This window comes from Streptomyces sp. NPDC052114, from assembly GCF_040680155.1.
GTDB lineage: Bacteria > Actinomycetota > Actinomycetes > Streptomycetales > Streptomycetaceae > Streptomyces.
The window spans coordinates 459,650-484,852 of sequence record NZ_JBFAWC010000003.1 but is presented as its reverse complement, the minus strand read 5'-3'; the positions used below and the strand labels follow the sequence as shown (position 1 = coordinate 484,852).

Annotated in this window: 22 protein-coding genes; 9 read left to right on the top strand and 13 right to left on the bottom strand. The window is 72.2% G+C overall.

From position 1 onward, the window contains the following. Positions 1–8: 8 nt before the first annotated feature. Both AB0L89_RS09060 and AB0L89_RS09055 read right to left on the bottom strand, forming a co-directional pair. Positions 9–764 (bottom strand): ABC transporter permease, encoded by a 756-nt coding sequence (locus AB0L89_RS09060; RefSeq protein WP_365136670.1) that lies wholly within the window; start codon positions 762–764, stop codon positions 9–11. Between the two features lie 18 nt (positions 765–782). Next, the gene (locus AB0L89_RS09055; protein ID WP_365136667.1) at positions 783–1,565 is read right to left on the bottom strand and encodes an ATP-binding cassette domain-containing protein; all 783 of its coding nucleotides are present in this window, start codon (positions 1,563–1,565) and stop codon (positions 783–785) included. 98 nt (positions 1,566–1,663) lie between these two features. Between AB0L89_RS09055 and AB0L89_RS09050 the strand changes: the two genes are divergently transcribed. The 4 genes from AB0L89_RS09050 (at position 1,664) to AB0L89_RS09035 (ending at position 6,557) form a co-directional block, all read left to right on the top strand. Beyond that, the gene (locus AB0L89_RS09050; RefSeq protein WP_365136664.1) at positions 1,664–2,305 is read left to right on the top strand and encodes a TetR/AcrR family transcriptional regulator; all 642 of its coding nucleotides are present in this window, start codon (positions 1,664–1,666) and stop codon (positions 2,303–2,305) included. 147 nt (positions 2,306–2,452) lie between these two features. Further along, positions 2,453–3,301 (top strand): 3-hydroxyacyl-CoA dehydrogenase family protein, encoded by an 849-nt coding sequence (locus AB0L89_RS09045; protein WP_365136661.1) that lies wholly within the window; start codon positions 2,453–2,455, stop codon positions 3,299–3,301. A 196-nt stretch (positions 3,302–3,497) separates the two neighbouring features. Further along, positions 3,498–3,821 carry an STAS domain-containing protein gene (locus AB0L89_RS09040; protein WP_055696792.1) on the top strand — a complete coding sequence of 108 codons (324 nt, stop codon included), beginning with the start codon at positions 3,498–3,500 and terminating at the stop codon, positions 3,819–3,821. A 222-nt stretch (positions 3,822–4,043) separates the two neighbouring features. Next, on the top strand, positions 4,044–6,557 hold the full coding sequence (locus tag AB0L89_RS09035) for an ATP-binding protein (RefSeq protein WP_365136657.1): 2,514 nt from the start codon (positions 4,044–4,046) through the stop codon (positions 6,555–6,557). Positions 6,558–6,633: 76 nt separating this feature from the next. On the opposite strand, the gene nucS is transcribed toward AB0L89_RS09035, so the two are convergent. After that, on the bottom strand, positions 6,634–7,305 hold the full coding sequence (gene nucS, locus AB0L89_RS09030; protein WP_055696824.1) for an endonuclease NucS: 672 nt from the start codon (positions 7,303–7,305) through the stop codon (positions 6,634–6,636). A gap of 257 nt (positions 7,306–7,562) precedes the next feature. Between nucS and AB0L89_RS09025 the strand changes: the two genes are divergently transcribed. Next, positions 7,563–7,955, top strand: a complete 393-nt coding sequence (locus tag AB0L89_RS09025; RefSeq protein WP_062774080.1) for an SCO5389 family protein — start codon at positions 7,563–7,565, stop codon at positions 7,953–7,955. Between the two features lie 75 nt (positions 7,956–8,030). Here the strand turns inward: AB0L89_RS09025 and AB0L89_RS09020 are convergent, their stop codons facing one another. After that, on the bottom strand, positions 8,031–9,065 hold the full coding sequence (locus AB0L89_RS09020; RefSeq protein ID WP_365136653.1) for an LLM class flavin-dependent oxidoreductase: 1,035 nt from the start codon (positions 9,063–9,065) through the stop codon (positions 8,031–8,033). A gap of 209 nt (positions 9,066–9,274) precedes the next feature. On the opposite strand from AB0L89_RS09020, the gene AB0L89_RS09015 reads away from it, so the two are divergent. Beyond that, positions 9,275–9,607: an ATP/GTP-binding protein gene (locus AB0L89_RS09015; protein ID WP_365136650.1), complete on the top strand. Its 333-nt coding sequence runs from the start codon at positions 9,275–9,277 to the stop codon at positions 9,605–9,607. A 24-nt stretch (positions 9,608–9,631) separates the two neighbouring features. On the opposite strand, the gene AB0L89_RS09010 is transcribed toward AB0L89_RS09015, so the two are convergent. The 8 genes from AB0L89_RS09010 to mce form a co-directional block, all read right to left on the bottom strand. Next, positions 9,632–10,420, bottom strand: a complete 789-nt coding sequence (locus tag AB0L89_RS09010; protein ID WP_365137210.1) for an ABC transporter permease — start codon at positions 10,418–10,420, stop codon at positions 9,632–9,634. Between the two features lie 158 nt (positions 10,421–10,578). Beyond that, the gene (locus tag AB0L89_RS09005; RefSeq protein WP_365136647.1) at positions 10,579–11,769 is read right to left on the bottom strand and encodes an ABC transporter ATP-binding protein; all 1,191 of its coding nucleotides are present in this window, start codon (positions 11,767–11,769) and stop codon (positions 10,579–10,581) included. A gap of 150 nt (positions 11,770–11,919) precedes the next feature. Next, positions 11,920–12,732 carry a hypothetical protein gene (locus AB0L89_RS09000; RefSeq protein ID WP_365136644.1) on the bottom strand — a complete coding sequence of 271 codons (813 nt, stop codon included), beginning with the start codon at positions 12,730–12,732 and terminating at the stop codon, positions 11,920–11,922. A 26-nt stretch (positions 12,733–12,758) separates the two neighbouring features. Next, positions 12,759–13,529 (bottom strand): ABC transporter permease, encoded by a 771-nt coding sequence (locus tag AB0L89_RS08995; protein WP_365136641.1) that lies wholly within the window; start codon positions 13,527–13,529, stop codon positions 12,759–12,761. A 3-nt stretch (positions 13,530–13,532) separates the two neighbouring features. Continuing rightward, positions 13,533–14,525: an ABC transporter ATP-binding protein gene (locus tag AB0L89_RS08990; protein ID WP_365136638.1), complete on the bottom strand. Its 993-nt coding sequence runs from the start codon at positions 14,523–14,525 to the stop codon at positions 13,533–13,535. Between the two features lie 125 nt (positions 14,526–14,650). Then, the gene (locus AB0L89_RS08985) at positions 14,651–15,586 is read right to left on the bottom strand and encodes a hypothetical protein (protein WP_055700062.1); all 936 of its coding nucleotides are present in this window, start codon (positions 15,584–15,586) and stop codon (positions 14,651–14,653) included. A 182-nt stretch (positions 15,587–15,768) separates the two neighbouring features. Next, on the bottom strand, positions 15,769–19,782 hold the full coding sequence (scy, locus tag AB0L89_RS08980; protein WP_365136634.1) for a polarized growth protein Scy: 4,014 nt from the start codon (positions 19,780–19,782) through the stop codon (positions 15,769–15,771). A gap of 246 nt (positions 19,783–20,028) precedes the next feature. Then, positions 20,029–20,469, bottom strand: a complete 441-nt coding sequence (mce, locus tag AB0L89_RS08975; protein ID WP_365136631.1) for a methylmalonyl-CoA epimerase — start codon at positions 20,467–20,469, stop codon at positions 20,029–20,031. Positions 20,470–20,607: 138 nt separating this feature from the next. Here mce and AB0L89_RS08970 point away from each other — a divergent pair, with 138 nt between their 5' ends. The 3 genes from AB0L89_RS08970 to AB0L89_RS08960 all read left to right on the top strand — a co-directional run bounded on the left by AB0L89_RS08970 (position 20,608) and on the right by AB0L89_RS08960 (position 24,409). Beyond that, a complete protein-coding gene (locus AB0L89_RS08970; protein WP_365136628.1) occupies positions 20,608–21,810 on the top strand; it encodes an acetyl-CoA C-acetyltransferase in 1,203 nt (400 codons plus the stop codon). A gap of 109 nt (positions 21,811–21,919) precedes the next feature. After that, a complete protein-coding gene (meaB, locus tag AB0L89_RS08965; RefSeq protein WP_365136625.1) occupies positions 21,920–22,876 on the top strand; it encodes a methylmalonyl Co-A mutase-associated GTPase MeaB in 957 nt (318 codons plus the stop codon). Positions 22,877–23,104: 228 nt separating this feature from the next. Beyond that, the gene (locus AB0L89_RS08960) at positions 23,105–24,409 is read left to right on the top strand and encodes an MFS transporter (RefSeq protein WP_365136622.1); all 1,305 of its coding nucleotides are present in this window, start codon (positions 23,105–23,107) and stop codon (positions 24,407–24,409) included. On the opposite strand, the gene AB0L89_RS08955 is transcribed toward AB0L89_RS08960, so the two are convergent. Next, complete coding sequence (locus tag AB0L89_RS08955; RefSeq protein ID WP_365136619.1) at positions 24,382–25,053, bottom strand: PepSY domain-containing protein; 672 nt, start codon at positions 25,051–25,053, stop codon at positions 24,382–24,384. The genes AB0L89_RS08960 and AB0L89_RS08955 overlap by 28 nt on opposite strands. Positions 25,054–25,203: the final 150 nt, after the last annotated feature.

Sequence of the window (25,203 nt, the reverse complement as noted above, 5' to 3'; positions counted from 1 at the left end):
CAGCGTAGTTACGCCCCGGCCCTGCGGAAGACACGTGTGCCCACCGTCACGGACAGCAGCACGAAGGCGATCGCCACCAGGACGCCGTAGAGCATGGTCGTCGTCGCGTACTGGCCCACGTACCCGGCCCGCACCGCGTCCACCAGATAGCGGAACGGCATGAAGTGGGAGAGCACGTCCAGCCAGGTGGGCGCGAGCGCCATCGGCAGCATCAGGCCCGACAGGAGCATCGCGGGCATGCTGATGGCGTTCACCGCCGGGCCGAACTCGTGCGCCTTGGCGACCTTCATGGCCAGCGCGTACGAGAGCGCGGCGAGCCCCGCGGCCAGCAGCGCCACGAACGCGAAGCCGATGAGGACCCCGGCGAGCGGCGCCCGCAGCCCCATCACCACCGCGGCGAGCACCAGCAGCACCGACTGGAAGACGAAGAGGGCGGCGTCGCGCAGGATCCGCCCGAGCAGCAGCGCGAGCCGGCTGACGGGCGTCACGCGCATCCGCTCCACCACGCCGAACTGCTTCTCGATGATGAGCGCGAAGCCGCTGAACGTGGCGCCGAACAGGCCGAGTTGGAGCAGCAGCCCCGGCACGAGCACCTGCCAGGAGTCACCTCGCGAGGCGAGCGGCAGATCGGTGAGCAGCGGCCCGAAGAAGAGCAGGTAGAGCAGGGGCGTGAGGACGCCGAAGAGGATCTGGAACTTGGAGCGCAGGGTCTGCCGGGCGTACCGCCCGAAGATCAGCGCGGTGTCGGAGAGCAGTGCGGGCATGGAGTCGGTCCTGGGGTCTCAGACGGCGACGGGCGCCGTGTCCTTGGGGGCGATCGCGCGCCCGGTGATGGCGAGGAAGGCGTCCTGGAGCGAGGCGTCGATCGAGCCGCCGTACCGGAGCTTGAGCGCGCCGGGTGTGCCCTCGGCGGCGACGACGCCCTGGTCGACGACGACCAGGCGGTCGGAGAGCGCGTCGGCCTCGTCGAGGTAGTGCGTGGTGAGGAGGACCGTCGTGCCGTGCTCGTCGCGCAGCTGCCGCACCAGGCGCCACAGGTCGGCCCGGCTGCCCGGGTCCAGCCCCGTGGTCGGCTCGTCCAGGAAGAGCACCTCGGGCCGGTGGGTGAGTCCCATGGCGATGTCGAGCCGCCTGCGCTGGCCGCCGGAGAGTGCCGCGCAGGGCCGCTCCAGCAGGTCGGTGAGGCCGAGGTCGACGGCCAGCTCCTCGGCGCGCGCGAGCGCCTGAGGCTTCGTCAGGCGGTAGAGCCGGCCCTGGGTGATGAGTTCCTCGCGTACGGAGACGCTCAGGTCGACGCCTCCGGACTGGGCCACGTAGCCGATCCTGCTCCGCACGCCGGCCGGGTCAGCGGCCAGGTCGTGCCCGGCGACGGTCGCGGTGCCGCCGGTCGGCGGGAGCAGCGTGGTCAGCATCCGCAGCGTGGTGGTCTTGCCCGCGCCGTTCGGCCCGAGGAGGCCGAGGATCTCGCCGGGCTCGACGTGCAGGTCGATGCCGCGCACCGCCTCCACCGGGCCCGTCTTGGTCTGGAAGGTCCGGGCGAGCCCGGAGGTCCTGATGATTGCCATGACGACCACAAAAACAGAGTCGCTAAAATTTTGCAATGCCACCAAGTTTTCATGTGAGGCAAAATTTGGGGATGGCCAATGACGCCTACGATGGGCGCATGACTGAAGGGCTCAGGGAGCGCAAGAAGCGCCAGACCAAGCAGCGGATCTCGGACGTCGCGACGGGGCTCTTCCTGGAGCGCGGCTTCAACGCGGTGACCATCGCGGAGATCGCGGAGGCCGCGGACGTCTCCGTCAACACGGTCTACAACTACTTCCCGGCGAAGGAGGACCTCTTCCTCGACCGGGGCGGCGACATCGTCGACCGGCTCTCCCGTCATGTGCGCGGCCGCCGCGCGGGCGAGTCCGCCGCCGCCGCGGTCCTGCGCGAGCTGCGCACCGACGTGGAGTGCGTCTCGCCGGCCGTCGGGCTCTTCCCCGGCTGGGCCGACTTCATGAAGGTCATCACCGAGGCGCACGCCCTGCGCTCCCGCCTGTGGGCCATCCAGCAGGAGGCCCTCGACAACCTCACCACGACCCTCGCCAAGGAGACGGACGCGGCCGACGGCGACCCGCTGCCCGGCCTGATCGCCGGCCAGCTCTCCTGGGTGCACAGCACCCTCATGGCCTGGATCGGCGACGAGATGTCCGAGCGCCGCGCCCCCGCCGAGGTCTCCCGCGAGGCCCTCGGGCTGCTGGACGAGATGGAGGAGCTCCTCAGCGAGAAGGTCCTCAACTACGCGGTGCGCGGCGCCGAATGAGCCGTACCAGTGTGATGTCCGTCATCTGAGACGTGACGCGCATCTCTTCACGGTCACAGGCGCGCTCACGACCGCTAACGTGCGCCGAAGAGGCAAACGTAAACAGCGTGTAAGCCAAGCGTGATAAGCGGTAGGGGAGTCGGAACAGTGGCACGGAAGCTCGCCGTCATCGGAGCCGGACTCATGGGGTCCGGCATCGCTCAGGTCTCCGCCCAGGCGGGCTGGGACGTCGTCCTGCGCGACGTCACCGACGAGGCACTGACCCGTGGCACCGACGGGATCAAGGCGTCGTACGAGAAGTTCGTGAGCAAGGGCAAGCTCGCCGCCGACGACGCCGAGGCCGCCCTCGGCCGCATCACCACCACCACCGACCTGGACGCCGTCGCCGACGCGGACGTCGTCGTCGAGGCCGTGTTCGAGAAGCTGGAGGTCAAGCACGAGATCTTCCGCACGCTCGACAAGCTCGTGCGCGACGACGCCGTGCTCGCCTCCAACACCTCCGCCATCCCGATCACCAAGATCGCGGCCGTGACGGAGCGCCCGGAGCGCGTGGTCGGCGCCCACTTCTTCTCGCCCGTGCCGATGATGCAGCTCTGCGAGCTCGTCCGCGGCTACAAGACCAGCGACGAGACCCTCGCCCGCACCCGGGAGTTCGCCGAGTCCGTCGGCAAGACCTGCATCGTCGTCAACCGCGACGTCGCCGGCTTCGTGACGACCCGTCTGATCTCCGCGCTCGTCGTCGAGGCCGCCAAGCTCTACGAGTCGGGCGTCGCCACCGCCGAGGACATCGACATCGCCTGCAAGCTCGGCTTCGGGCACGCCATGGGCCCGCTCGCGACCGCCGACCTCACCGGCGTCGACATCCTGCTGCACGCCACCGAGAACATCTACACGGAGTCGCAGGACGAGAAGTTCGCGCCGCCGGAGCTGATGCGCCGGATGGTTGACGCCGGTGACATCGGGCGCAAGAGCGGGCAGGGGTTCTACAAGCACTGAAACAGCACTGACGTACGCCGTCTGACGCCTCGTCTGACGTTGAGACGCCTCGTGGGTCACCCCTCGGAGTGAATTCGGTATCGGTTCGCTTACAGACGGCAACTTCCTTGCCCACGCGGCAGTCAGTTGCAGTGACATACGCAGACGCCATACGGAACACACGTCACAGCAGACTCAGCACTCTCGGGGAGCGCATATGCACATCAGGGGCGACCAGGCCCAGCTGGTCGTCGGGGGACGCCTCGACGTACGCAGCGCGGCGGACGCCCGTACGGTCCTGCACTCGGCCGTCGACGACGGCGCCGGCGACCTGGTGCTCGACCTCTCCGAACTCGACTCGTGGGACGCCACGGGACTCGGCGTGATCATGGGCGCGCACCGCCGCGCCGGGCGGTGCGGACGCAGACTCGTCCTGCGCCACGTGCCGCCGCAGATGCAGCGCCTGCTCGTCGCGACGAGGCTGCACCGCATCCTCGCCATCGAGGGCGGCATCGGAGTCGAATCACTCCCCAGGGTCTGAGCGGGTCGGCCCACAAGGGCCGAGAGCGCACAATCCTCACGAACCTGTGACGTCTCGGACGGGGCGGTACCCCGCCCTCTCGTAGATACTGAGCGAAGGTCTAGGGTTCGGTCGCCCACCGATATACGAACCCGCACGGGGGCGCCGGACCAGAAGCGACAGCGCAGTGTGCACGAAGGCCGGAGGGGGCTCTGCACACCACGCATCTGGGGGGCTAAGACCATGGACCCGATGAACCGGGGACCGGAAGAGTACGGCCACGACGGCATCGACGACGACGATGCGGCGCGCCCCGGGCAGCCGCCGCGCGAACCCATGACGCCCGACTTCGGCCAGCCCGCACCCGCACTGGCCCGCACCGTCCAGCTCGTCTCGGGCGACTTCCTGCTCACGGTCAATCCCGTCGACGGCAGCGAGATCGAGCCCTGCCCGCCCGGCGAGCGGCCCGCGCGCCCCACCAAGCGCACCGGCGCCGAGCGCGCCGAGCTGCGCCGCGCCTCGCTGCCGCCCGTGCCGCCGGGGCCCGCGCTGCCCCGGCTGCCGCTCCTGGAGCGCCAGGAGGAGCGTGAGCGCCTCGTGCGGCTCCTCGCGCGCGGCCGCTCCGTACGACTCACCGGGCCCGCCGGATCGGGCCGCACGACGCTCCTGAACGCCGTCGCCGATGACTGCGCGGACCTCGCGCCCGACGGCGTCGTGCGTCTGTCCGGGTACCGCAAGACGCCCGCCGAACTGCTCCACGACCTCTTCGCGACCGTCCACAACGCGCCGCTGCACCGCCCCGACCGCGCCCTCCTGCTCGAATTCGTCCACGAGATCGGCGCCGTCGTCGTCCTGGACGACCTGGAGTTCGGCGGCGCGGCCCTTCAGGAGCTGCTCGACGCCACCCCCGAGTGCGCGTTCCTCGTCTCCGCGACGCCCGACGTCGCCGCGCCCTCCGCCGACTGCCACCTCGAAGAGGTCTTCCTCGGCGGCCTCGGCCGCGGCGGCGGCCTCGAACTCCTGGAGCGCGCCGTCGGCCGGGTCCTCGACGACGAGGAGGCCAACTGGGCGGGCGACCTGTGGTTCGAGTCCGAGGGCCTGCCGCTGCGCTTCGTGCAGGCGGGCGCCCTGCTCCGCCAGCGCGACCAGCTGAGCGCCGACCCGCACGCCTTCGAGGAGCACGGCTACTTCGGCGACACCCCGGTCGACGCGCCCTTCGACGCCGAGGCCGGGCACGCCATCCCGCTGCCCTCGCTCGCCGACGGAGCCGCGCCCGCGGCCCTGCTCGCCTCGCGCCTGAGCCCGTCCGCCCGCGCCACCCTCAAGTTCGCCGTCGCGCTCGGCGGCGAACTGCCGCACCAGGCCCACCTGCCGGCCCTGGTCGGCGACACCCACGCGGACGCGGCCCTCGCCGAGCTGGTCGGCTGCGCCCTGGTCACCCCGGTCGGCGCGCACTACCGCCTCGCCGCAGGCGTGCGCACCCAGCTGGAGACCGCCGGGTACGCGGACGACGCCGCCGACCACGCCCGCACCGCCGCCCAGCACTACGCCTGGTGGGCCGGACACCCCTCCGTCACCCCGGAGCGGGTCGCCGCCGAGGCGGACGCCGTGCAGGCCGCGCTCAGCGCTCTGGTCACCCCGGAGAGCGGCACCGCCGTGCTGCTGGCCCGCACCGCCGCGCCCGCCTTCGCCGGCGGACTCGACTGGGGCGCCTGGGAACGCGCCCTGCGGTCCGGCCAGGAGGCGGCGCGCAACGCCGGAGAGGTCGCCGAAGAGGCGTACTTCCACCACGAGTTGGGGATCCTCGCGCTCTGCGGCGGACAGCTCGACCGGGCCCGCGCCGAGCTGGAGGCCTCCATAGGTCTGCGCGGCGCGCTCGCCGACAAGCGCGGCATGATCTCCGGGCGCCGGGCCCTCGCGCTGGTCGCCGACCGCTCGGGCGGCGCGCTGCCCGGCGGGAGCACGGCCGGCGCCGAAGAAGTCCCCGACGCGCGCTACGAGGAGTCGGCGTCGCCCCCCGGCGGCGTCCCCGCGGCCTTCGCGCAGCCCGAGCCGCCCGCGGAACCGGACACCCTGGTCACCAGCCGCGTCACCCCCGCCGCCGCGGCGGGTGCCCGGCAGGGGCAGGGCGCGGCACCGAGCCGCCGCTCCATCATCAGCGGCACCCGGCGCAACCTCGTCGCGGCGGGTGCGGGAGCCCTGCTCGCCGCCGTCCTCGGCACCGTCGTCACGCTCGGCGCCACGTCCGACAACGACGACCCGCCCGCGAGCGACAAGGTCAAGACGGAGCAGTCGGCGAAGGAGGACCGCGACGGCGGCGGACTGACCGCCGACAAGCCGCAGAAGGACTCCACGAGCCGCCCCGACGACCCGGGCAAGGACGGCGTGGTCGGCACGTCGGACGACCCGGAGCCGACCGAAAGCGGCGAGCCGTCGGACGAGCCGAGCGGCAGCGGGGAGCCGTCGGGTCAGCCGTCCGACAAGCCCACTCAGAAGCCGACGGACAAGCCCACCGACAAGCCGACGCACAAGCCGACCGACAAGCCCACGGACAAGCCGACGGAGCCGACGGACAAGCCCACCGAGCCGACGGACAAGCCGACGGAGCCCACGGACAAGCCCACGGAGCCGACGGACCAGCCGTCGTCCCCGCAGACGAGCAACCTCCCGCCCTCCTCGCCGAACACCTCGACCTCGGCGAGCGGCCCGGCGGACTCCCCGAGCGGATCGGGGTCTTCGGCGTCGGCTTCGGCCTGACACGCGGCAGCACGAAGGGGGCCGGGTCCATCAGGACCCGGCCCCCTTCTCTGTCGTACGCCCCTCCGCGCGGAGATCAGAACAGCCGCAGCTTGTCGTCCTCGATGCCGCGCAGCGCGTCGTAGTCCAGGACGGCGCAGCCGATGCCGCGGTCCGTGGCGAGGACGCGGGCCTGCGGCTTGATCTCCTGGGCGGCGAAGATGCCCTTGACGGGCGCCAGGTGCGGGTCGCGGTTCAACAACTCCAGGTAGCGGGTGAGCTGTTCGACGCCGTCGATCTCGCCGCGCCGCTTGATCTCGACGGCGACGGTCTGCCCGTCGGCGTCGCGGCAGAGGATGTCCACCGGGCCGATCGCCGTCATGTACTCGCGACGGATGAGTGAATATCCCTCTCCCAGTGTCTCGATCCGGTCGGCCAGGAGCTCCTGAAGGTGTGCTTCCACGCCGTCCTTGATGAGGCCCGGGTCCACGCCCAGTTCGTGCGAGGAGTCGTGCAGGATCTCCTCCATCGTGATGATGAGTTTCTCGCCCGCCTTGTTCACGACGGTCCAGACGCCGGCGTCGTCCCCCGAACCCTCCTTCAATGTGCAGGGCGGTGACATCCAGTTCAGGGGTTTGTAGGCCCTGTCGTCGGCGTGGATGGACACACTGCCGTCCGCCTTCACAAGGATCAGACGGGGGGCCGACGGGAGGTGGGCGGTGAGCCGGCCCGCGTAGTCCACGGAGCAACGGGCGATGACGAGACGCATGGGGCGCAACGCTACTCGACTCGGGGCAGTGCACGCGATTCCCCCGTCCACCACCCTCCACCCCCGCTCCGGGGGCACGCGACTTGTCCGTCGATGGCCGTGTTCGATCCTGGCCGGTTGTGTGCCCAATCTCCTGGTGCGGTCACCGCCCGATGCCTACCGTAGTAAGCGGGAGGTCGTCATCCGTGCACGCTGCGTATGCGATTTCCCTCCCTGTCCGTAAGCCCCCGCTCCGCGGGGGTGCGAGAGGAGAACCCATGTCGCTCGACGTCTCACCGGCACTGTTGGAACAGGCCGAGCGAGGCGAGGTGGACGAAGCAGCATTCGTCGACTGCGTCCGGACCTCCCTGCCCTACGCGTGGGAGATGATCAGCTCCCTGGTGGCTCAGCTGAAGGTCGACGGCGGAGAGTTCGCCGACAACCAGACTCCGCCGCCGGACGAGCAGGCACGTGGCCAGCTGCTGCGCGCGCTCGCGAGTGACGCGATTCGCGGAGCTCTGCAGCGGCACTTCGGTGTGCGTCTGGCATTCCAGAACTGTCACCGTGTAGCGGTGTTCCCGCTCGACCCGGCGGTTGACGACCGGCTCGCCCGCTTCACCTCGATCAGGGGCCAGCTGCTCAATCAGTCGCCCGAACTGCGGGACTGCTGACGCTTGTTGCTGCCGCTCCGTACGCGGGAGGTGGTTCAGTCCGGAGCGGCAGCTCCGCAGGACGACAGTGGGTTCTCAGGCGAGCTGGGGCAGCACTTCCGCGCCCAGCCTCCGTACGTTCTCCTCCGTGGCCGCGAGGTCGCCCGAGCCCTCCACGAGCAGCGCGAAGCGCGTGATGCCGGTGCGCTCCGAGGTGGCGGCGATGCGGTCCGCGCACACCTGCGGGGTGCCCACGGGGTGCAGCCCGCAGAGCAGCTCGGTGTAGGCCTGCGGGTCCCGCATGGCGCGGTGGCGGCCGTCGACCGTCACATGGGCGTCCAGCCCCTGCTTCAGCCAGCCGGGCATCGCCTTCTGTAAGGTCTCGGCGGCCTCCACGCGCCGGTCGGCGATCTGTGCGACGCCCGCGGACACGTGGGCGGCGCCGGCGATCTCCTCGGGTGTGTGCCCGGCAGCACGCGCCCGCCGATTCCACAAGGCCACCATTTCGGCCTTCTCGTCGTCGCCCACGTGCATGCCGAGCAGCATGGGAAGACAGCGCTCCGCCGCGAGCCGCACGCTGGACGGCGAGGTGCACGCGACGACGACTTCGGGGCCGCTGTCGCCCTGGCCGTTGAGCGCCTCCTGCGGGCGGGGCACGACGGCCACCTCGCGGAAGGAGTACCGCTCGCCCGAGCCCTCGACCCGGGGCTCGTTCAGCCACTTGAGCAGCAGGTCGAGGGATTCCGGGAACCCCTTCTCGTACGCCTCCAGACTGGACCCGAAGACCTCCAGGTCCACCCAGGGGCCGCCGCGTCCGACACCGAGCGAGAACCGCCCGCCGGACGTGACGTGCAGCAGCGCCGCCTGTTCGCCGAGGGCGACGGGGTGCGCGGTCGGGAGCACGCTCACGGCCGTGCCGACGCGGATCCGCCGCGTCCGCCCGAGCAGCAGCGCCGCGAGGGTCACCGCCGAAGGACATGTGCCGTACGGCACGAAATGGTGCTCGGCGAGCCAGACCGAGTCCAGCCCCGCCTCCTCGGCCACCTCGGCGGACCGCACCGCCCGGTGCAGTGCCTCCCCCTGCCCCTGTCCGGGGAACTGGGCGGCCAGAACAAAACTACCTACACGCATCGAACTCCTGCCTCCTTGACGCCGACGCAGGCACTCCCCCTACGGGCAACAACGCATGACACGTGCCAAAGGCACGGCCTGGCATGAAGATTGTTGGATTTTCCGTGCAGCGGGGCGGAGTCGGGGCGGGCGGCGGGCAACGAGTACCCCTCGACAGGGCGCGTAGGCTGGTCACACCCCTGACCGCCGTCCAGCCCGTGAGGTGTTCTGTGTCCCCCCGTCGCAACCGGCCCAAGGGCGCCGGAGAGCCGAGGACGTCCGCGGACGCGGAACCGTCGGGCCGCTACGGCGGCTTCCAGAACAGCGAGAGCTGGCAGGGCGAGGAGTGGAGCGTGCGCCATGTCGCGGGCGCGAGCGCGGCGGGCAAGCGGTACCGCTGCCCCGGCTGCGACCAGGAGATCCCCTCCGGGCTCGCGCACGTGGTGGCCTGGCCCGAGCACTCGGGCGTCGACGAGCGCAGGCACTGGCACAAGGCGTGCTGGAACGCGAAGGACCGCCGCACCACGCGGGTGCAGCGGTCCCGTAACGCGCCGAGGCACTAGCCCTCGCACGGCGAGGCGTCGCGCCTATACGTCGCGCTTCTCCAGGAGCGCGAAGGCGCCCGCGACGGCGACGGCCGTGACGACCACGAGCAGCACCAGCTGCGAGGTGCCGTTCGAGTCCGCGCCGTCCGCGCCGAAGATCATGGCGAGCGAGTTGATCGCGTTGTAGTCCGACATCTTCTCGCCGAGCTTCTGCGTGCTCTCCCAGATCATCAGGAACGCGGGCAGGATCGCCGGCACCAGGACCACGCCGAGCATCGCGGTGATGGCGCCCGCCGAGTGCCGCAGCATGGAGCCGACCGCGAGCGCGAGGACGCCGAGCAGCGAGACGTACAGACCGCCCTTGAAGACCGTGCCGATCCAGGGGTTGTCGCCCGACTCGGGGCCGCTGTGGGCGCCCGACGCGGCCAGGCCCACCAGCAGGATGGCGCCCGCGGAGACGACGAAGGCGACCACGAAGAAGATCAGGATCTTCGCCAGCAGGACGCGGTGGCGCTGCGGGGACGCGGTGAACGTCGTGCGGATCATGCCCGTGCCGTACTCGGACGAGGTGACCAGGACGCCCAGCGTGATCAGGCAGATCTGGCCGAGCATCAGGCCGAAGAAGGCCGGCACGGTGAACGGCATGTCCTGGTAGTCGCTCGACTGCGTGTTCGCCACGGCGAGCAGGCCGATGCCGACGACCAGGAGCAGGAAGATGCCCAGGGTCCACATCGTCGAGCGGACCGACTTGATCTTCGTCCACTCGGACGAGAGTGCGTTGCCGAGGTGGGTCTTCTTGACCGGGATCGGCGAGGTGTACGCGTTGTTCATCGCCTGCTGCCAGGCGGAGGGCGGCGCGGGGGCGGCCGGCGCGGGGGCCGCGGGGACGCCGTGCGCCGGACCGCCGGGAGCGGGGACGCCCGCCTGCGCGTACGCCTGCTGGGGCTGTGCCTGCGGCTGCGGCTGCTGCTGCGGAGTCGGAGGCGTGGTCATCGCTGGTCCTCGCTGTCGCGCTTGGTCATGTCGGGGGCGGCGGCAGGCGCGGCGGCCGGGGCCTGCTGGTGGGGCGCCGGGGCCTGCGGGGGCGCCGCGGCGTAAGGGTTCTGCCCGTCCGGCTGCGGCATCGCGAAGGGCTGACCGCCCTGCTGGGGCGGCGGCGGGGCGTACCAGCCCGGCTGGCCCTGACCGGGCATCGGCATCGGCGGCTGGCCCTGGGGCGGCATCCCGGGCGGCATCTGCTGCTGCAGGCCCGCGCGCTGGTCGATCGTGGAGCGGTAGTCCACGGCGCCCTGCGTCATCCGCATGTACGCCTCCTCCAGCGAGGCCTGGTGCGGCGAGAGCTCCCACAGCCGGACGTCCGCGCCGTGCGCGAGGTCGCTGATGCGGGGGAGCGGCAGACCGGTCACACGCAGCGCGCCGTCCTGCTCGGGCAGCACCTGGCCGCCCGCCTCGGTCAGCGCGGCGGTCAGCTTCTCGCGGTGCTGCGGCTCGCCGTCCGGTGTCCGCACCCGCGCGAAGTCGGCGGAGTTGTGCGAGATGAAGTCCTTGACGCTCATGTCGGCGAGCAGCTGGCCGCGGCCGATCACGATCAGGTGCTCGGCGGTGAGCGCCATCTCGCTCATGAGGTGCGAGGAGACGAAGACCGTCCGGCCCTCGGCGGCGAGCGACTTCATGAGGTTGCGCACCCAGAGGATGCCCTCGGGGTCGAGGCCGTTGACCGGCTCGTCGAAGAGCAGCACCTGCGGGTCGCCCAGGAGCGCCGCGGCGATGCCCAGGCGCTGGCCCATGCCGAGCGAGAAGCCCTTGGAGCGCTTCTTCGCCACGTCCTGGAGGCCCACGACGCCGAGCACCTCGTCGACCCGGCGGGCCGGGATGCCGGAGAGCTGCGCCAGGCAGAGCAGGTGGTTGCGCGCGTGCCGGCCGCCGTGCACGGCCTTGGCGTCGAGCAGCGCGCCGACCTGGCGGGGGGCGTTCGGCAGCTTCCGGTAGGGGTAGCCGCCGATCGTCACCTGCCCGGCGGTGGGCGCGTCGAGCCCGAGGATCATGCGCATGGTCGTCGACTTGCCGGAGCCGTTCGGCCCGAGGAAGCCGGTGACGGTACCGGGTCGCACCTGGAAGGAAAGGTTGTACACGGCTGTCTTGTCGCCGTAGCGCTTCGTCAGGCCGACTGCCTCGATCATTCTCCGCACCCATCGAATGGTTCAGGACGTCGGGGCACACGCCCCCGTAAGGGTTAGGAGGATAACGGGGAGCTGACGGTTCCAGCCAAGAGCGAGTAAAACCGCAGGGGCCTCGGATGCCGTGCCATGGGGCGGGCGGGGCCACCGGGTTCAGCGCAGCGGCAGCTCGGTCCACGGCAGCACCCAGCCCTCGTCGGCGAAGATCCGGGTGCCCCGCGCCCGCAGTGCGGGGTCGGCGGCGGCCAGCCGCACCCAGGCCGCCGGGTCGGGCCCGAGCAGTTCGTACAGCGCGGGGGACGCGCCCAGGAGCTCGCCGAGCAGCGCCGCCTGGTCGCCGCCGCCGGGCCGCGGCAGACCGGTCGCCGGGTCGGCGAGGACACCGCGCGCGCCGACGTAGACGTACGCGTGGTCGAGCGTCTCCCCGGACGGCAGGACCATGCCGTACGCGACGCCCGGCAGCCGCACGCGCCGGTACTGGGGGAGCTCCGTGGCGTCGACCGCCGCCAGCTGTGCCGCGTCCAGCCAGGAGACGACGAGGGAGGTCCGGGCCGCGGGGTCCGGATAGGGGGCGGCCGCCACGTATCCGGCCCGGCCGATGTGCGCGGAGCAGCCCACGCCGATGCCGCGCAGCCGCACGGGGACCATCGGCACGACGGCCGGCAGGCCGGGGCGGGTGAGCTTGTGGGACACCTGCCCGGGGGAGGCGTTCGAGCCCACGGCGATGACGGCGTGCCGCCCGGCGACCGGCGCCCGGCCGAGCCCGGCGAGGACCTCGTCCAGACAGGTCGCCGCGCCGTCGACGGACCACGCCCCCAGGCCGCCCGGCCGCGCACGGAGCGGCAGCAGCTCGGTGCCGGTCAGCAGCGAGGGCTCCGTGACCGGGACGCCCGGGTAGGTCAGGGGCCGCAGCGCGGGCACCCCGTCCAGACCGAGCGCCGCGAGCCCGCGGTCCTGCGTCGTCACACGCCCCCCTGTGGTGCGGCCGCGGGCTACGCGTCCCGCTTCTTCAGCAGTACGTACCCGCCCAGCAGCACCACGACCACCCACGCCACCATGATCGCGAGCCCGCCCCAGGGCCCGTAGGGGGTGTCGTCGTCGAACGGCGTCTTCACCTGCATGATCTTGTTGCCGGCCTGGTCGGGCAGGAAGCGGCCGATCTTCTTCGTCGCCGACACGTTGCCGAGGATGTTGGAGATCAGGAAGAAGAACGGCATCAGGATGCCCAGCGACAGCATCGGGCTGCGCAGCATCGCGGCGACGCCCATCGAGAACATCGCGATGAGCGTCATGTAGAGCCCGCCGCCGATGACGGCGCGCAGCACGCCGGGGTCGCCGATCTGCGCCTTGTACGGACCGAGCATCGCCTGTCCCACGAAGAACGTGACGAAGCTGGTGGCCAGGCCCACCACAAGGGCGAGCAGCGTGGCGACGGCGACCTTGCTGAACAGGAAGCTGCCGCGCTGGGGGACCGCCGCGAGCGAGGTGCGGATCATGCCGGTGCTGTACTCGTTCGAGACGACGAGCACCCCGAAGACGATCAGCGCGAGCTGCCCGAGGGACATCCCGGCGAAGCTGATGTACGTCGGGTCGAAGGTCAGCTTGTCCTTGGCGTCGAGCTTGTCGTAGTCGTTCTTCGACAGGATGCTGATCAGCAGCCCGAGCGCGATCGTGACGACGGCGGCGAGGCCGAGCGTCCAGAGGGTCGACGACACCGAGCGGATCTTGGTCCACTCCGACTTCAGTACCTGCGTCGCGGCCATCGCTCAGGCCTCCTTCCGCTGCTGCTGCCAGCCGTCGCCCCAGCCCGCCGAGGGCGGGGCGGGCGGCGGGGTGCCCGCGCCGCGGCCCGGCTCCGAGTGCGCGTGGTACTCGACGGACTCCGCGGTGAGCTGCATGAAGGCCTCCTCCAGGGAGGCCTGCTGGGGGCTCAGTTCATGCAGGACGAGCTGATGGGCCGCGGCGAGCTCGCCGAGCCGTTCCGCCGGTGTGCCGTCCACTTCGAGCGTGCCGTTGCCCGCCTCGACGGCGGTGATGCCCGCCTCGTGCAGCACGTCGAGGAGCCGCTCGCGCTGCGGGGAGCGCAGCCGGACGTACGAGCGCGAGTTCTGCCGGATGAACTCCGACATGGAGGTGTCGGCGAGGAGCCGCCCCTGGCCGATGACGACGAGGTGGTCGGCGGTGAGCGCCATCTCGCTCATCAGGTGGGAGGAGACGAAGACCGTGCGGCCCTGTGCGGCGAGGGACTTCATCAGGTTCCGGATCCAGTGGATGCCCTCGGGGTCGAGGCCGTTGACCGGCTCGTCGAACATCAGGATCTCGGGGTCGCCGAGCAGGGCGCCCGCGATGCCCAGGCGCTGGCCCATGCCGAGCGAGAAGCCCTTGGCCTTCTTCCTGGCGACGGCGGTCAGGCCGACGGTGTCGAGGACCTCGTCGACGCGGGCGCGCGGGATGCCGTTGCTCTGGGCGAGGCAGAGCAGATGGTTGAAGGCGCTGCGGCCGCCGTGCATCGCCTTGGCGTCGAGCAGGGCGCCGATGTACTTCAGCGGGTCCTTCAGCTGGGAGTAGTGCCTGCCGTCGATGCGGACCGCGCCGGCCGACGGGTTGTCGAGCCCGAGCATCATGCGCATGGTCGTGGACTTCCCCGCGCCGTTCGGGCCGAGGAAGCCGGTGACGATGCCGGGGTGGACGGTGAAGGTCAGGTTGTTGACGGCCACCTTCTCGCCGTACCGCTTGGTCAACCCCTCGAGCTCGATCATGCGGCCACGCTAAAACGGGACGAAGCCCCCTGCCACTTAGGAGTGGCAGGGGGCTGGGGCGCCCCTGAAAGGGGCGCGGGGAACTGCGCGATCAGCCACAGCGGACCGGCAGACCCCCCACGACCTCAGCGAGTCTGCTGCGCAGGCACCCCGCGGCTGATCGGCTCGTCCTCCGCGGGCGTCCCGGCGGCAGCCACAGCCGCACCGGTGAGCGTCGCCAGCATCTCGCGCACGTTGGTGAGCTGCGCGTTGATGGAGTCGCGACGGTTGGTGAGCGCCGCGAGCTCCCGCTCGGACTCCGAGCGGATGCGGTCCGCCTTGGCGTTCGCGTCGGCGACGATGTCCTCGGCCTGACGCTGCGCCGTCTCGACGGTCTGACGGGCGCGGCGCTCCGCGTCGGTCCGCAGCTTCTCGGCCTCCAGACGCAGCTGCTCGGCGCGGTGCTCGATCTCCGCGAGCCGCTTCTCCGCCTTCGCCTGCCGCGAGGCCAGGTCGCGCTCGGACTGCTCACGGCGCTTGGCGAGGTTCGTCTCGAAGTCCGCGGCGGCCTGGGCGGCCTTGGCGCGGGTCTCCTCGAAGAGGGCGTCCGCCTCCTCGCGCTTGGACTGCGCGTCCTTCTGGGCCTCGGCGCGCAGCGCGCTCGCCTCGCCCTTGGCCTTCTCGACGATCCGGACGCCCTCGTCCTCGGCCTTGGCCTTGCGCTCGGCGGCGAACGACTCGGCGTCGTTGCGGACCTGCTGGGCGGCGGACTCGGCGAGCTCTCGGTGCTGCTCGGCGGCGCGACGGGCCTCCTCGCGGAGGTCCTTCGCCTCCTCCTCGGCGAGGCGGAGGATCTTCTCGACGCGGGCGCCGAGACCGGCGTACGACGGCTCGGCGTCGGCAACCTGGGCCTGGGCGTTCTGCGTCTCGAGGTGCAGCTCCTCGATGCGCTTTTCCAGAGCAGTGATACGAGCAAGAGCGCTGTCACGGTCGGAGACGAGCTTGGAGATACGTTCGTCCACCTGAGCGCGGTCGTACCCACGCCGCACAAGCTCGAAGCCGTAGGGGGAAGTGTCGCTCATGGGGTTCCTGTCGAAAGAGACCGGTGAGGTGATAGAGGGAATCCTAGGGGTCAAGGCGGCGTGTCATCGAGCAGATGCCCGTTTGATCTGGAGAATGACACCCCTTTTGAGTGGCTAACCGCCGGAGCACTTGCCAGCGACAGGGCCAAAGGTCCTTGCGGAGCACGGTAGATGCGCTTTGGCTAGCCCTCTGACTGCTTGCCACCCGAACGAGTAGAGCCTGCCGCCGCCCCGGCCTTGACGCCGCCGTCCTTCGCACCGCCCGACGGGGCCTCGAAAGACTCCAACGCCTCCAGGACGTCCTGGACACGGGAGATCTCCGCATTGATGTCCTCGCGGCGCCGCACCAGCACCTCCAGCTCGCGCTTGCCCTCCTCGACGATGCGCGTCGCCTCGGCCTCCGCCTCGGACTTGATCCGTTCGGCCTCGGTCACCAGAGAGGTCTTCTTCGTCTCGGCCTCCTTCAGGAGGGCCTCGGCCTTCTTGACGGCGGCGATACGGACCTTGCCGGCCTCGGAGTTGGCGTCCGACACCAGCTCCTTGGCCTTCGCCTCGGCCTCCGCGAGCTGCTCCTCGGCGGCCTTGACCAGCGCGTCGCAGCGCTCGCCCGCGGACTTCATCGCCTCGGCGGACTCGCGGCGGGCGCGGTCGTGCAGCTCCTCGATCTCCGAGGTCAGCCGGTCGCGCTGCTCCTCGGAGCGCTCCCTTATGGCGGTCGCGTCGCGGCGGGCGCCGACGAGCAGCTCGTCCGCGTCCGTACGCGCCTTCTCCACCAGGGAGTTGCCCTCGACCGTCGCCTCGGAGACCAGGCGCTCGGCCTCCTTGCGGGCCGCGCCGACCATCGTGTCGGCCTGCGCCTCCGCGTCCGTCGTCGCCTTGAGGGCCTTCTCCTGGGCGTCCGTGGTCAGCTTCTCGGCCTCGGCCGCGGCCTCCGTGATGAGCGTGTCGACCTGCTCGGCGGCCTCCTGGCGGCGCTTGTTGGCCGCCTGACGCGCCTCGTCGAGGGTCCGCTCGGCCTCGCCGCGCGCCTCGGTCGTGACCCGCTCGGCCTCCCGGGCCGCGTCCGCCTTGACGCGCTCGGAGTCGCTGCGGATCCGCTCGGCGTGCTGCTGCGCGGAGTTGACCGTCTCGGAGGCCTCGGCGCGCAGCCGCTCCGCGTCGCCGGAGGCGTCCGAGATGAGCTTCTCGGCCTTCGCCACGGACTCCGCGCGCAGCCGCTCGGCCTCGGTGGTGGCCTCGGTCGTGACGCGCTCGGCCTCGGTGGTGGCCTCCGTCGTGACCCGCTCGGCCTCGGCGGTCGAGTCGGCGCGCAGCCGCTCGGCCTGCTCGGTGGCCTCCGTGCGGACGCGCTCGGCCTCGGTGGTGGCCTCCGTGCGGACGCGCTCGGCCTCCGCCACCGTCTCGTTCTGCAGCAGTTCGGCCTCGCTGCGGGCCTCGCCGATCAGCTGGTCGGCCTGGCCCGCCGCGTCGCTGCGGATGCGGTTGGCGTCCTCGCGGGCGTCGGCCCGCGTGCGGGAGGCGTCCTGCTCGGCCGACGCGATGGTGTCGGAGGCCTCCGTGCGCACCCGCTGGGCGTGCTCCGAGGCGTCCGAGCGCATCCGCTCGGCCTCCGCGATCGCGTCCGAAACCGTGCGCTCCGCCAGCGACTTGGCGGCCTCGGAGGCCTCCGAGGCCTCGCGCCGGGTGCGGTTGGCGTCCTCGGTGGCGCGCTCCCGCTCGGCGTAGGCGTCCGCGCGGACGCGGTCGGCCTCCTCCTGCGCCTCCGTCTTCGTGCGCTCCGCGGCGTGCTCGGCGGCCGAGCGCAGGCCCGCGACCTCCTCCTGCGCGCTCTCGTGCAGACCGGCCACGGAGTCGCGTACGGACTGGGCGGTCTGTTCGGCGGCCGAGACCATCTCGGTCGCGCGCCGGTCGGCCTCCTCGACCAGGCGCACGGCCTCGGCCTGCGCCTCCTCGACGCGCTTGCGGGCGGAGGCGAGGAGCTCCTCGCTCTGCTCGCGGGCCCGCTCGCGCTCCTGGTCGGCCTCGCCGCGCGCGGAGCCCAGGGTCTCCTCGGCCTCGCGGCGGCGCCGTGCGGCCTCCTCCTGGGCGGCGGCCAGGGCCTCGGCGGCCTCCGCGCCGACGCGCTCGGCGGCGGCCGCCGCCTCCGCGCGGACCCGGTCGGCGGACTCCTGTGCCTCGGTCTTGAGCCGCTCGGCCTCGGCGGCCGCCTCCGTGCGCAGGCGTACGGCGACGGACTCGCCCTCCGCCCGCGCCTGCGAGGCGTCGGCGGCGGCCTCCGTGCGCAGCCGCTCCGCCTCGGTCTCGGCCTGCGACTGGAGCGTGCGGATCCGCTCGGCGGACTCGCCGCGCAGCCGGTCGGTCTCGTCCGTGGCCTCCTTGCGGATGCGCTCGGCCTCGGCGCGGGCGTCGGTCAGCGCCTGCTCGGCCGAGGTCAGCCGCTCCTCGGCCTCCGTGTGCAGCCGCGTCAGCTCCTCGGCGGCCTCCGCCTGCCGCGCCGCGAGCGCCTGCTCGGTCTCCTCGCGCAGGGTCCGCGCCGCGTCCTCGGCCTCGGACTTGGTGGTCTCGGCCTGCTCGGCGGCCTCCTCGCGGTGCCGCTCGGCCTCCGCGCGGGTGCGCTCCAGGGTCTCCTCGGCCTGCTTGCGCAGCGACGTGGCCCGCTCGATGGCCTCGGTGCGGACCCGCTCGCTCTCCGTCGTCGCGGCCGTGCGCAGCTCGTCGGCGTCGGCCTTCGCCTTGGCGAGCAGCTCCTCGGCGGACCTGGCCGCCTCCTCGATCTGCTGGACGGCCTCGCGGCGCGCCTCGCCGCGGATGCGCTCGCCCTCGGCGACCGCGTCGGCCCGCAGCTGCTCGGCCTCGCCGCGCAGCCTGCGCGCCTCCTCCTGCAGCTCGACGGTCTTGGCGCGGTATTCCTTGGTGTCGTCCTTCGCCGCGCCCTTGAGCTCCTCGGCGATGTCGTGCGCCTCGGCGCGCAGCCGGTCCGCCTCGGACTCCGCCTCGGTGCGGATCCGCTCGGCCTCGTCGGCGGCGGCCTTCGTGGTCTCCTTGGCGGTCTTCGAGGCCTTGTCGAGGACCTCCTCGGCGGTCCGCGCGGCCTTCGCGAGCTGGCCCGCGGTCTCCTCGGCGGTGATCGTGCGCGCCTTCTCGGCGGCGTCCGCGATCAGCTTCTCGGCCTCCGCGCGGGCGTCGGCGACCAGCTGCTCGGCCTCGGACTTGGTCGCCTCGGCCTCCTTGGTGGCCTCGCCGACCAGACGGGCGACCTGCTCCTTGGCGGTGCGCGTGCGCTGCTCGTTGGCCGCCTCGGCGGACGAGAGCTGCTTGGCGGCGGCGTCCTTGGCCTCGGCGACCACCTTGTCGGCCTCGGTGCGGGCCTCGCGCAGCGCCGTCTCGGCCTGCGCCATCCGCTGCTCGGCGGTGCGGCTCGCCTCGGCGGCCTGGCGGCGCGCCTGCTCCGACTCGGTCGCCGTGGTGGAGCGCAGCTGCTCGGCGTGGTCGGTGGCCTCCTGGGCCTGGGTCGAGGCGGCGTTCAGGAGGCGCTCGGCGTCCGTGCGGGCGCGGCGCAGGATCGCCTCGGCCTCGGCGCGGGCGGCCTCGGCGTCGCCGGCGACGCGCTGGCGGGCCTCCTCGGCGACCCGGGCGGCCTCGGTGCGGGCGGCGGCCAGGGCCTGGTCGGCCTCGGCACGCGACTCGTCGAGCAGCCGGCGGGCCTGCTGCTCGGTGCGGGCCCGGAGCTGCTCGGCCCACGCCACGTTCTCGTTGACGTGCGACTCGACGGTCTGGCGGCGCTCGTTCAGCTCCTGGTCGAGCTGCTGGCGCCGGGTGACCGCCTCGGTGTGCAGCTCGGACTGGAGGCGGGCCTGCTGCTCCGCGTGCTCCTGGAGGATGCGCTGGGTCTGCGCACGGGCCTCGCGCAGCTCGCGCTCGGCGTCGGCGCGCAGCTGCTCCGCCTGGATCTGGGCATTCCTGAGCAGCTGCTCGGCCTGGTAACCGATGTCCGCGCTGTCGTAGGCAGGGCGGGACGCGAGGTTGCGGCGCGCCTCGTGCAGCTTGGCGCGCAACACCTCGACCTGGTAGCCGAGGTCCTCGGCGTGCTGGACGGCCTTCTCCCGCTCGGTCCTCAGCCGGTCCATCTCGGCCTCGAACCGCGAAAGACTGTCGGTCTCAGCCCGCGAGTTCTCTTGGCGTTCGTAGCCCCGCACTGCGCGGTCCCATCCTTCCCCCGGCTCTCGGCTCCGCTCGAGCAGGGGATGCCCCACTCCTGGTCGGAAGTCTCTCCAACGAGCCCCGTCCATCCGCCGAACGGGGCCCCCGGGGAATGGTGTCAGATCAACAGCGGAGCAGGGGCTGCTGCCCCGACGCTCGTCCCCCGAAACCCGGACCCCGGCATGTGGCCGCCCCGACATCGGGCGGCCGCCGCTAAGCCTACCGGCCCAGATATACGGAGGTCAGTGCTCCAGTGACTCGGAGGGCGCCGAAGTGACAAGTTCCGTGAGCACGCCGTGGCAGTCCTTGGGGTGCAGGAAGGTGATGCGCGACCCCATGGAGCCAATGCGCGGCTCTTCGTAGAGGACACGCACGCCCTTGTCCTTGACGGCGGCGGCGTCGCCGTCCACGTCGGCCGTGCCGAAGGCGATGTGGTGCACGCCCTCACCGTTCTTCTTCAGCCACTTGCCCACCGCGGAGTCGTCCCGGGTGGGTTCGAGAAGCTGCAGGTAGGAGGCGCCTCCGTCACTCGTCTCGTTGATCTTGAGCATGGCCTCGCGCACGCCCTGCTCTTCGTTGACTTCGGTGTGGAAGACCGTGAAGCCATACGTCTCCCGGTAGAACTCGACGGTCTTGTCGAGGTCGAAACAGGCGATCCCGATGTGATCGATTCGCGTCAGCATGCTTCAAGTGCAGCGCTTGTTGCGGTGATTACGCAACGTGCGCGCGATCACACTCGCGGCCCGGTGACGCGTGGGGTACCGCTCAGTACATTCAGATAAACCCTCGTTAACTCCTCTCCTCCCAAGGGGCCGTGCCACATGTCTGGAACGACCGGTACCACCTCAGTGATCGTCGCGGGCGCGCGCACGCCCATGGGCCGTCTGCTCGGCTCCCTGAAGTCCTTCTCGGGTGCGGACCTGGGCGGCTTCGCGATCAAGGCCGCGCTCGACCGTGCCGGCATCGGCGGCGACCAGGTGCAGTACGTGATCATGGGGCAGGTGCTCCAGGCCGGGGCAGGGCAGATCCCGGCGCGCCAGGCCGCCGTCAAGGCGGGCATCCCGATGAACGTCCCCGCGCTCACCGTCAACAAGGTGTGCCTCTCCGGCCTCGACGCCATCGCGCTCGCCGACCAGCTGATCCGCGCCGGCGAGTTCGACGTCGTCGTCGCAGGCGGCCAGGAGTCCATGACCAACGCGCCGCACCTGCTCCCCAAGTCCCGCGAGGGCTACAAGTACGGCGCGATCGAGATGCTCGACTCCATGGCGTACGACGGCCTGACCGACTCCTTCGACGGCGTCGCGATGGGCGAGTCCACCGAGAAGCACAACACCCGCCTGGGCATCGCGCGCCCCGAGCAGGACGAGCTCGGCGCCCTCTCCCACCAGCGGGCCGCCGCCGCCCAGAAGAACGGCCTGTTCGAGGCCGAGATCACCCCCGTCGAGATCCCGCAGCGCAAGGGCGACCCGGTCCTGTTCGCCAAGGACGAGGGCATCCGCGCCGAGACCACCGCCGAGTCCCTCGGCAAGCTCCGCCCGGCCTTCGCCAAGGACGGCACGATCACCGCGGGCACCGCCTCGCAGATCTCCGACGGCGCCGCGGCGGTCGTGGTCATGTCCAAGGCCAAGGCCGAGGAGCTGGGCCTCGCCTGGATCGCGGAGATCGGGGCACACGGCAATGTGGCGGGCCCCGACAACTCGCTCCAGTCCCAGCCGTCCAACGCGATCCTGCACGCCCTCAAGAAGGAGGGCCTCCAGGTCGAGGACCTGGACCTGATCGAGATCAACGAGGCCTTCGCCGCCGTCGCGGTGCAGTCAATGAAGGACCTCGGGGTGTCCTCGGAAAAGGTGAACGTCAACGGCGGGGCCATCGCGCTGGGTCACCCGATCGGGATGTCCGGCGCGCGCCTGGTCCTCCACCTCGCCCTGGAGCTGAAGCGCCGGGGCGGCGGCGTGGGCGCGGCCGCGCTGTGCGGTGGCGGCGGTCAGGGCGACGCCCTGATCGTGAAGGTGGCCAAGGCCTGATCCCCGGCCGGTTCCCGTCCCCCTCAGGCAAGTCCCGTACCGGGTGGGTGTGCGTACGTCCCGTACGCGGCCGCACACCCGTCCCGTACGCGTAGTGAACGGAGCTGTGATGCAGGACGTCCCCTCCCTGGTCGCGCAGGCGCGCGAGGGCAGGCCGCGGGCCGTGGCCCGGCTGATCTCACTGGTCGAGGGGGCGTCGCCGCAGCTGCGCGAAGTGATGGCCGCGCTGGCTCCGCTCGCGGGCCACGCGTACGTCGTGGGGCTCACGGGATCGCCCGGTGTCGGCAAGTCGACATCGACGTCCGCGCTGGTGAGCGCCTACCGGCGGGCCGGGAAGCGGGTCGGGGTGCTCGCCGTCGACCCGTCCTCGCCGTTCTCCGGCGGCGCGCTCCTCGGCGACCGGGTGCGGATGTCCGACCACGCGTCCGACCCCGGCGTCTACATCCGCTCCATGGCCACGCGCGGTCACCTCGGCGGGCTCGCCTGGGCCGCGCCGCAGGCGATCCGCGTCCTCGACGCGGCGGGCTGCGACGTGATCCTCGTGGAGACCGTCGGCGTCGGACAGTCCGAGGTGGACATCGCCGGGCAGGCGGACACCTCGGTCGTCCTGCTCGCACCCGGCATGGGCGACGGCATCCAGGCGGCGAAGGCCGGAATCCTGGAGATCGGCGACGTGTACGTGGTCAACAAGGCGGACCGCGACGGCGCGGACGCCACCGCGCGCGAGCTCAACCACATGCTGGGCCTCGGCGAGTCCCGCGGCCCCGGGGACTGGCGGCCGCCCATCGTCAAGACGGTCGCCGCGCGCGGCGAGGGCGTCGACGAGGTCGTCGAGGCGCTGGAGAAGCACCGGGCCTGGATGGAGGAGCGGGGCGTGCTCGCCGAGCGGCGCGCCGCCCGTGCCGCCCGCGAGGTCGAGACGATCGCCGTCACGGCACTGCGCGAGCGGATCGGCTCCCTGCACGGCGACCGCCGCCTGTCCGCTCTCGCGGAGCGGATCGTGGCGGGCGAGCTCGACCCCTACGCGGCGGCGGACGAGCTGGTCGAGGGCGTCACGTCCTCCTGACGGCGCCCTGACCCGCGCCCGGCGGTCCGGGGCACCCGAACCGCCGTGGCCCGGCGCCGCCCCCATTCGCGCGGGGGCTGACCGATCACCGGTCCAGCGGATATCGTCACTCTCATGTTCCTCCTCTTGGCATAGGGCCCGCCCCACCCGCGCCCGCCACGAACTGCCGTGGCCCACACGGGTGTTCGGCGTACCCTCATGTCGCTCTGACTCCAGAGGAACATCCCCATGTATCTCGCCGTGCTGCGGACCCCGCATGCCCTGCGCACCTTCTCCACCGCCCTGGTCGCCCGTCTCTCGTACGGGACGGTCTCCCTCTCCCTGATGCTCGCGGTCAAGGACGCCACCGGCTCGTACGCCGTGGCCGGGACCGTCGCCGCGCTGTTCGGGGCGACCAGTGTCTTCCTCTCGCCCGTCCGTGCCGCGCTCGTCGACCGGCACGGCCCGCGCCGCGTCCTGGCGCCGATGGTCTCGGCGTACGCGGCGCTGCTCACCGTCCTCGCCGTGGTGACGTGGCGGCCCGGCACGGCCCCGGCCGTCCTCGGCGTCCTCGCCGCGCTCGCCGGTTCCTGTACGCCGCCGCTCGGACCCGTCATGCGTACGGTGTGGGCCGAACTGCTCGACGGCGACCGGGAGTCGCTGCAACGCGCGTACAGCCTGGACGGGGTCGCCGAGGAGCTGCTCTTCGTCTCGGGACCGCTGCTCGTGGGGCTGATCGTGGGGATCGGACCGGCTGCCGCGGGCATCGCGCTGAGCGCCGCGCTGATCTGGGGCGGCACGCTCGCCTTCCTCGCCTCGCCCGCGGTGCGGGGGCGGCGGGCCGGAAGCCGGGCCGGAAGCCGTGCCGGGGGCAAGGGCACGGGCACGCGGCGCGGCGCGTGGCGGGGGCTGCGGCAGCCGGTGGCGGCCGTCGCCGGGGTCGGACTCTGCCTGGGTGCCCTCGACCTGCTCTTCGTGGCCTTCGCCGAGGACGCGGGACGCCCGGAAGCGGTGGCGTGGGTCCTGGCCGCGCTCTCGGTGGGCAGCGCGGCCGGCGGGCTGCTGCACGGCGGCATCACCTGGCGCTCCTCGGCGCGTACGCGGCTGCCGGTGCTCGCCGTGGGCCTCGGCGCGACGACGCTGGTCGCGGGCCTGGCGCCCGGACTCCTCGCCCTCGCCGTCGCGGCGGCCTGCGCGGGGGTGTTCGTGGCCCCGGCGCTGACGACCGCCTATCTGATCGCGGACGAGTCCGTGGCCCCCGCGTCCCGCACGCAGGCCGGCGCCTGGGTCAACACCGCGGTGAACGCGGGGCTCTCGGGCGGCACGGCCGCGGCCGGCGTTCTGGTCGGCAAGGTCCCACTGGCCTGGTGCTTCGCCGGGGCCGCGCTCGCTCCGGTGCTCGGCGCGCTGGCGGGCCTGCGCTCGGCGGCACGCGCCGAGGGCGGCGTCGGTGACGCCGCCCTGGCGGGGGGAGCGGGGGAAGGGACGGGGGTGGCGGTCGCCCAGAGGGCTTCCGGGGCCGTCGCTCAGTCGTCGGAGCCGTCGTCGTCCTGACCGTCGTGGTCGTCCCGGCCGTCGTGGTCGTCGTGGTCGCCCGTGCGGTCCGCGGTGACCTTGCCGGTCTTCAGGTCGACGTGCCAGTCGGACTCGGCGCCCTTGGCGGACGTCGTCTCCACCTCCCACGCGGTCGCCGTGCCGTCGTCGTCCAGGTCGACGGAGGTCACCTCGCCCTTGGCGGCGGCGGCCCGCGCGGCGTCCTCGGCGCTGGTGGAGGCGCCCTTCAGCGCGGTGTTCAGGCGGGCGGTGTCGGCCGCGTCGTCGGCGTCGTCGTCCTTGTCGACCCAGGTGCCGAGCACCTTGCCGGTGCCGGGGTCGACCTCGACGTCGTGCCAGGTGCTGCCCTTCAGGACGTCCACGCCCCAGACCAGGCCGCCGTCCTCCTCGTCGAGCTCGGCGGAGACGGCGGTGCCGCCGGTCTTCGCGAGGGCCGCCTTGATCGCGTCCGCCGCCGTCACCTTCGCGGCCTTCGCCTCGACGGTGTTCTCCGCGGCGTCGTCGCGGCCGTCGTCCTTGAGCTGGACGCTCGACTTCTTGGCGGCCGACGACTCGTCGTCGCCGGTGACCGCGAGGGCGGTGGCGGTACCGCCACCGATGAGGGCCACGGCGGCGACGGTGGCGATGACGATGTTGCGCTTCATGAGGGTTCCTCCCGAGTCGTGTCGGCTCTGGTGCCGAGTGGTTCGGCGCTTGGGCCGGTCTCCGTCGTCCGGCGCCGGGCCGTTCGCTTTCGACGAGGACCAATCTGGCGGACCGATCCTGAACCGGACCTGAAGCCGCCTGAAGAACTC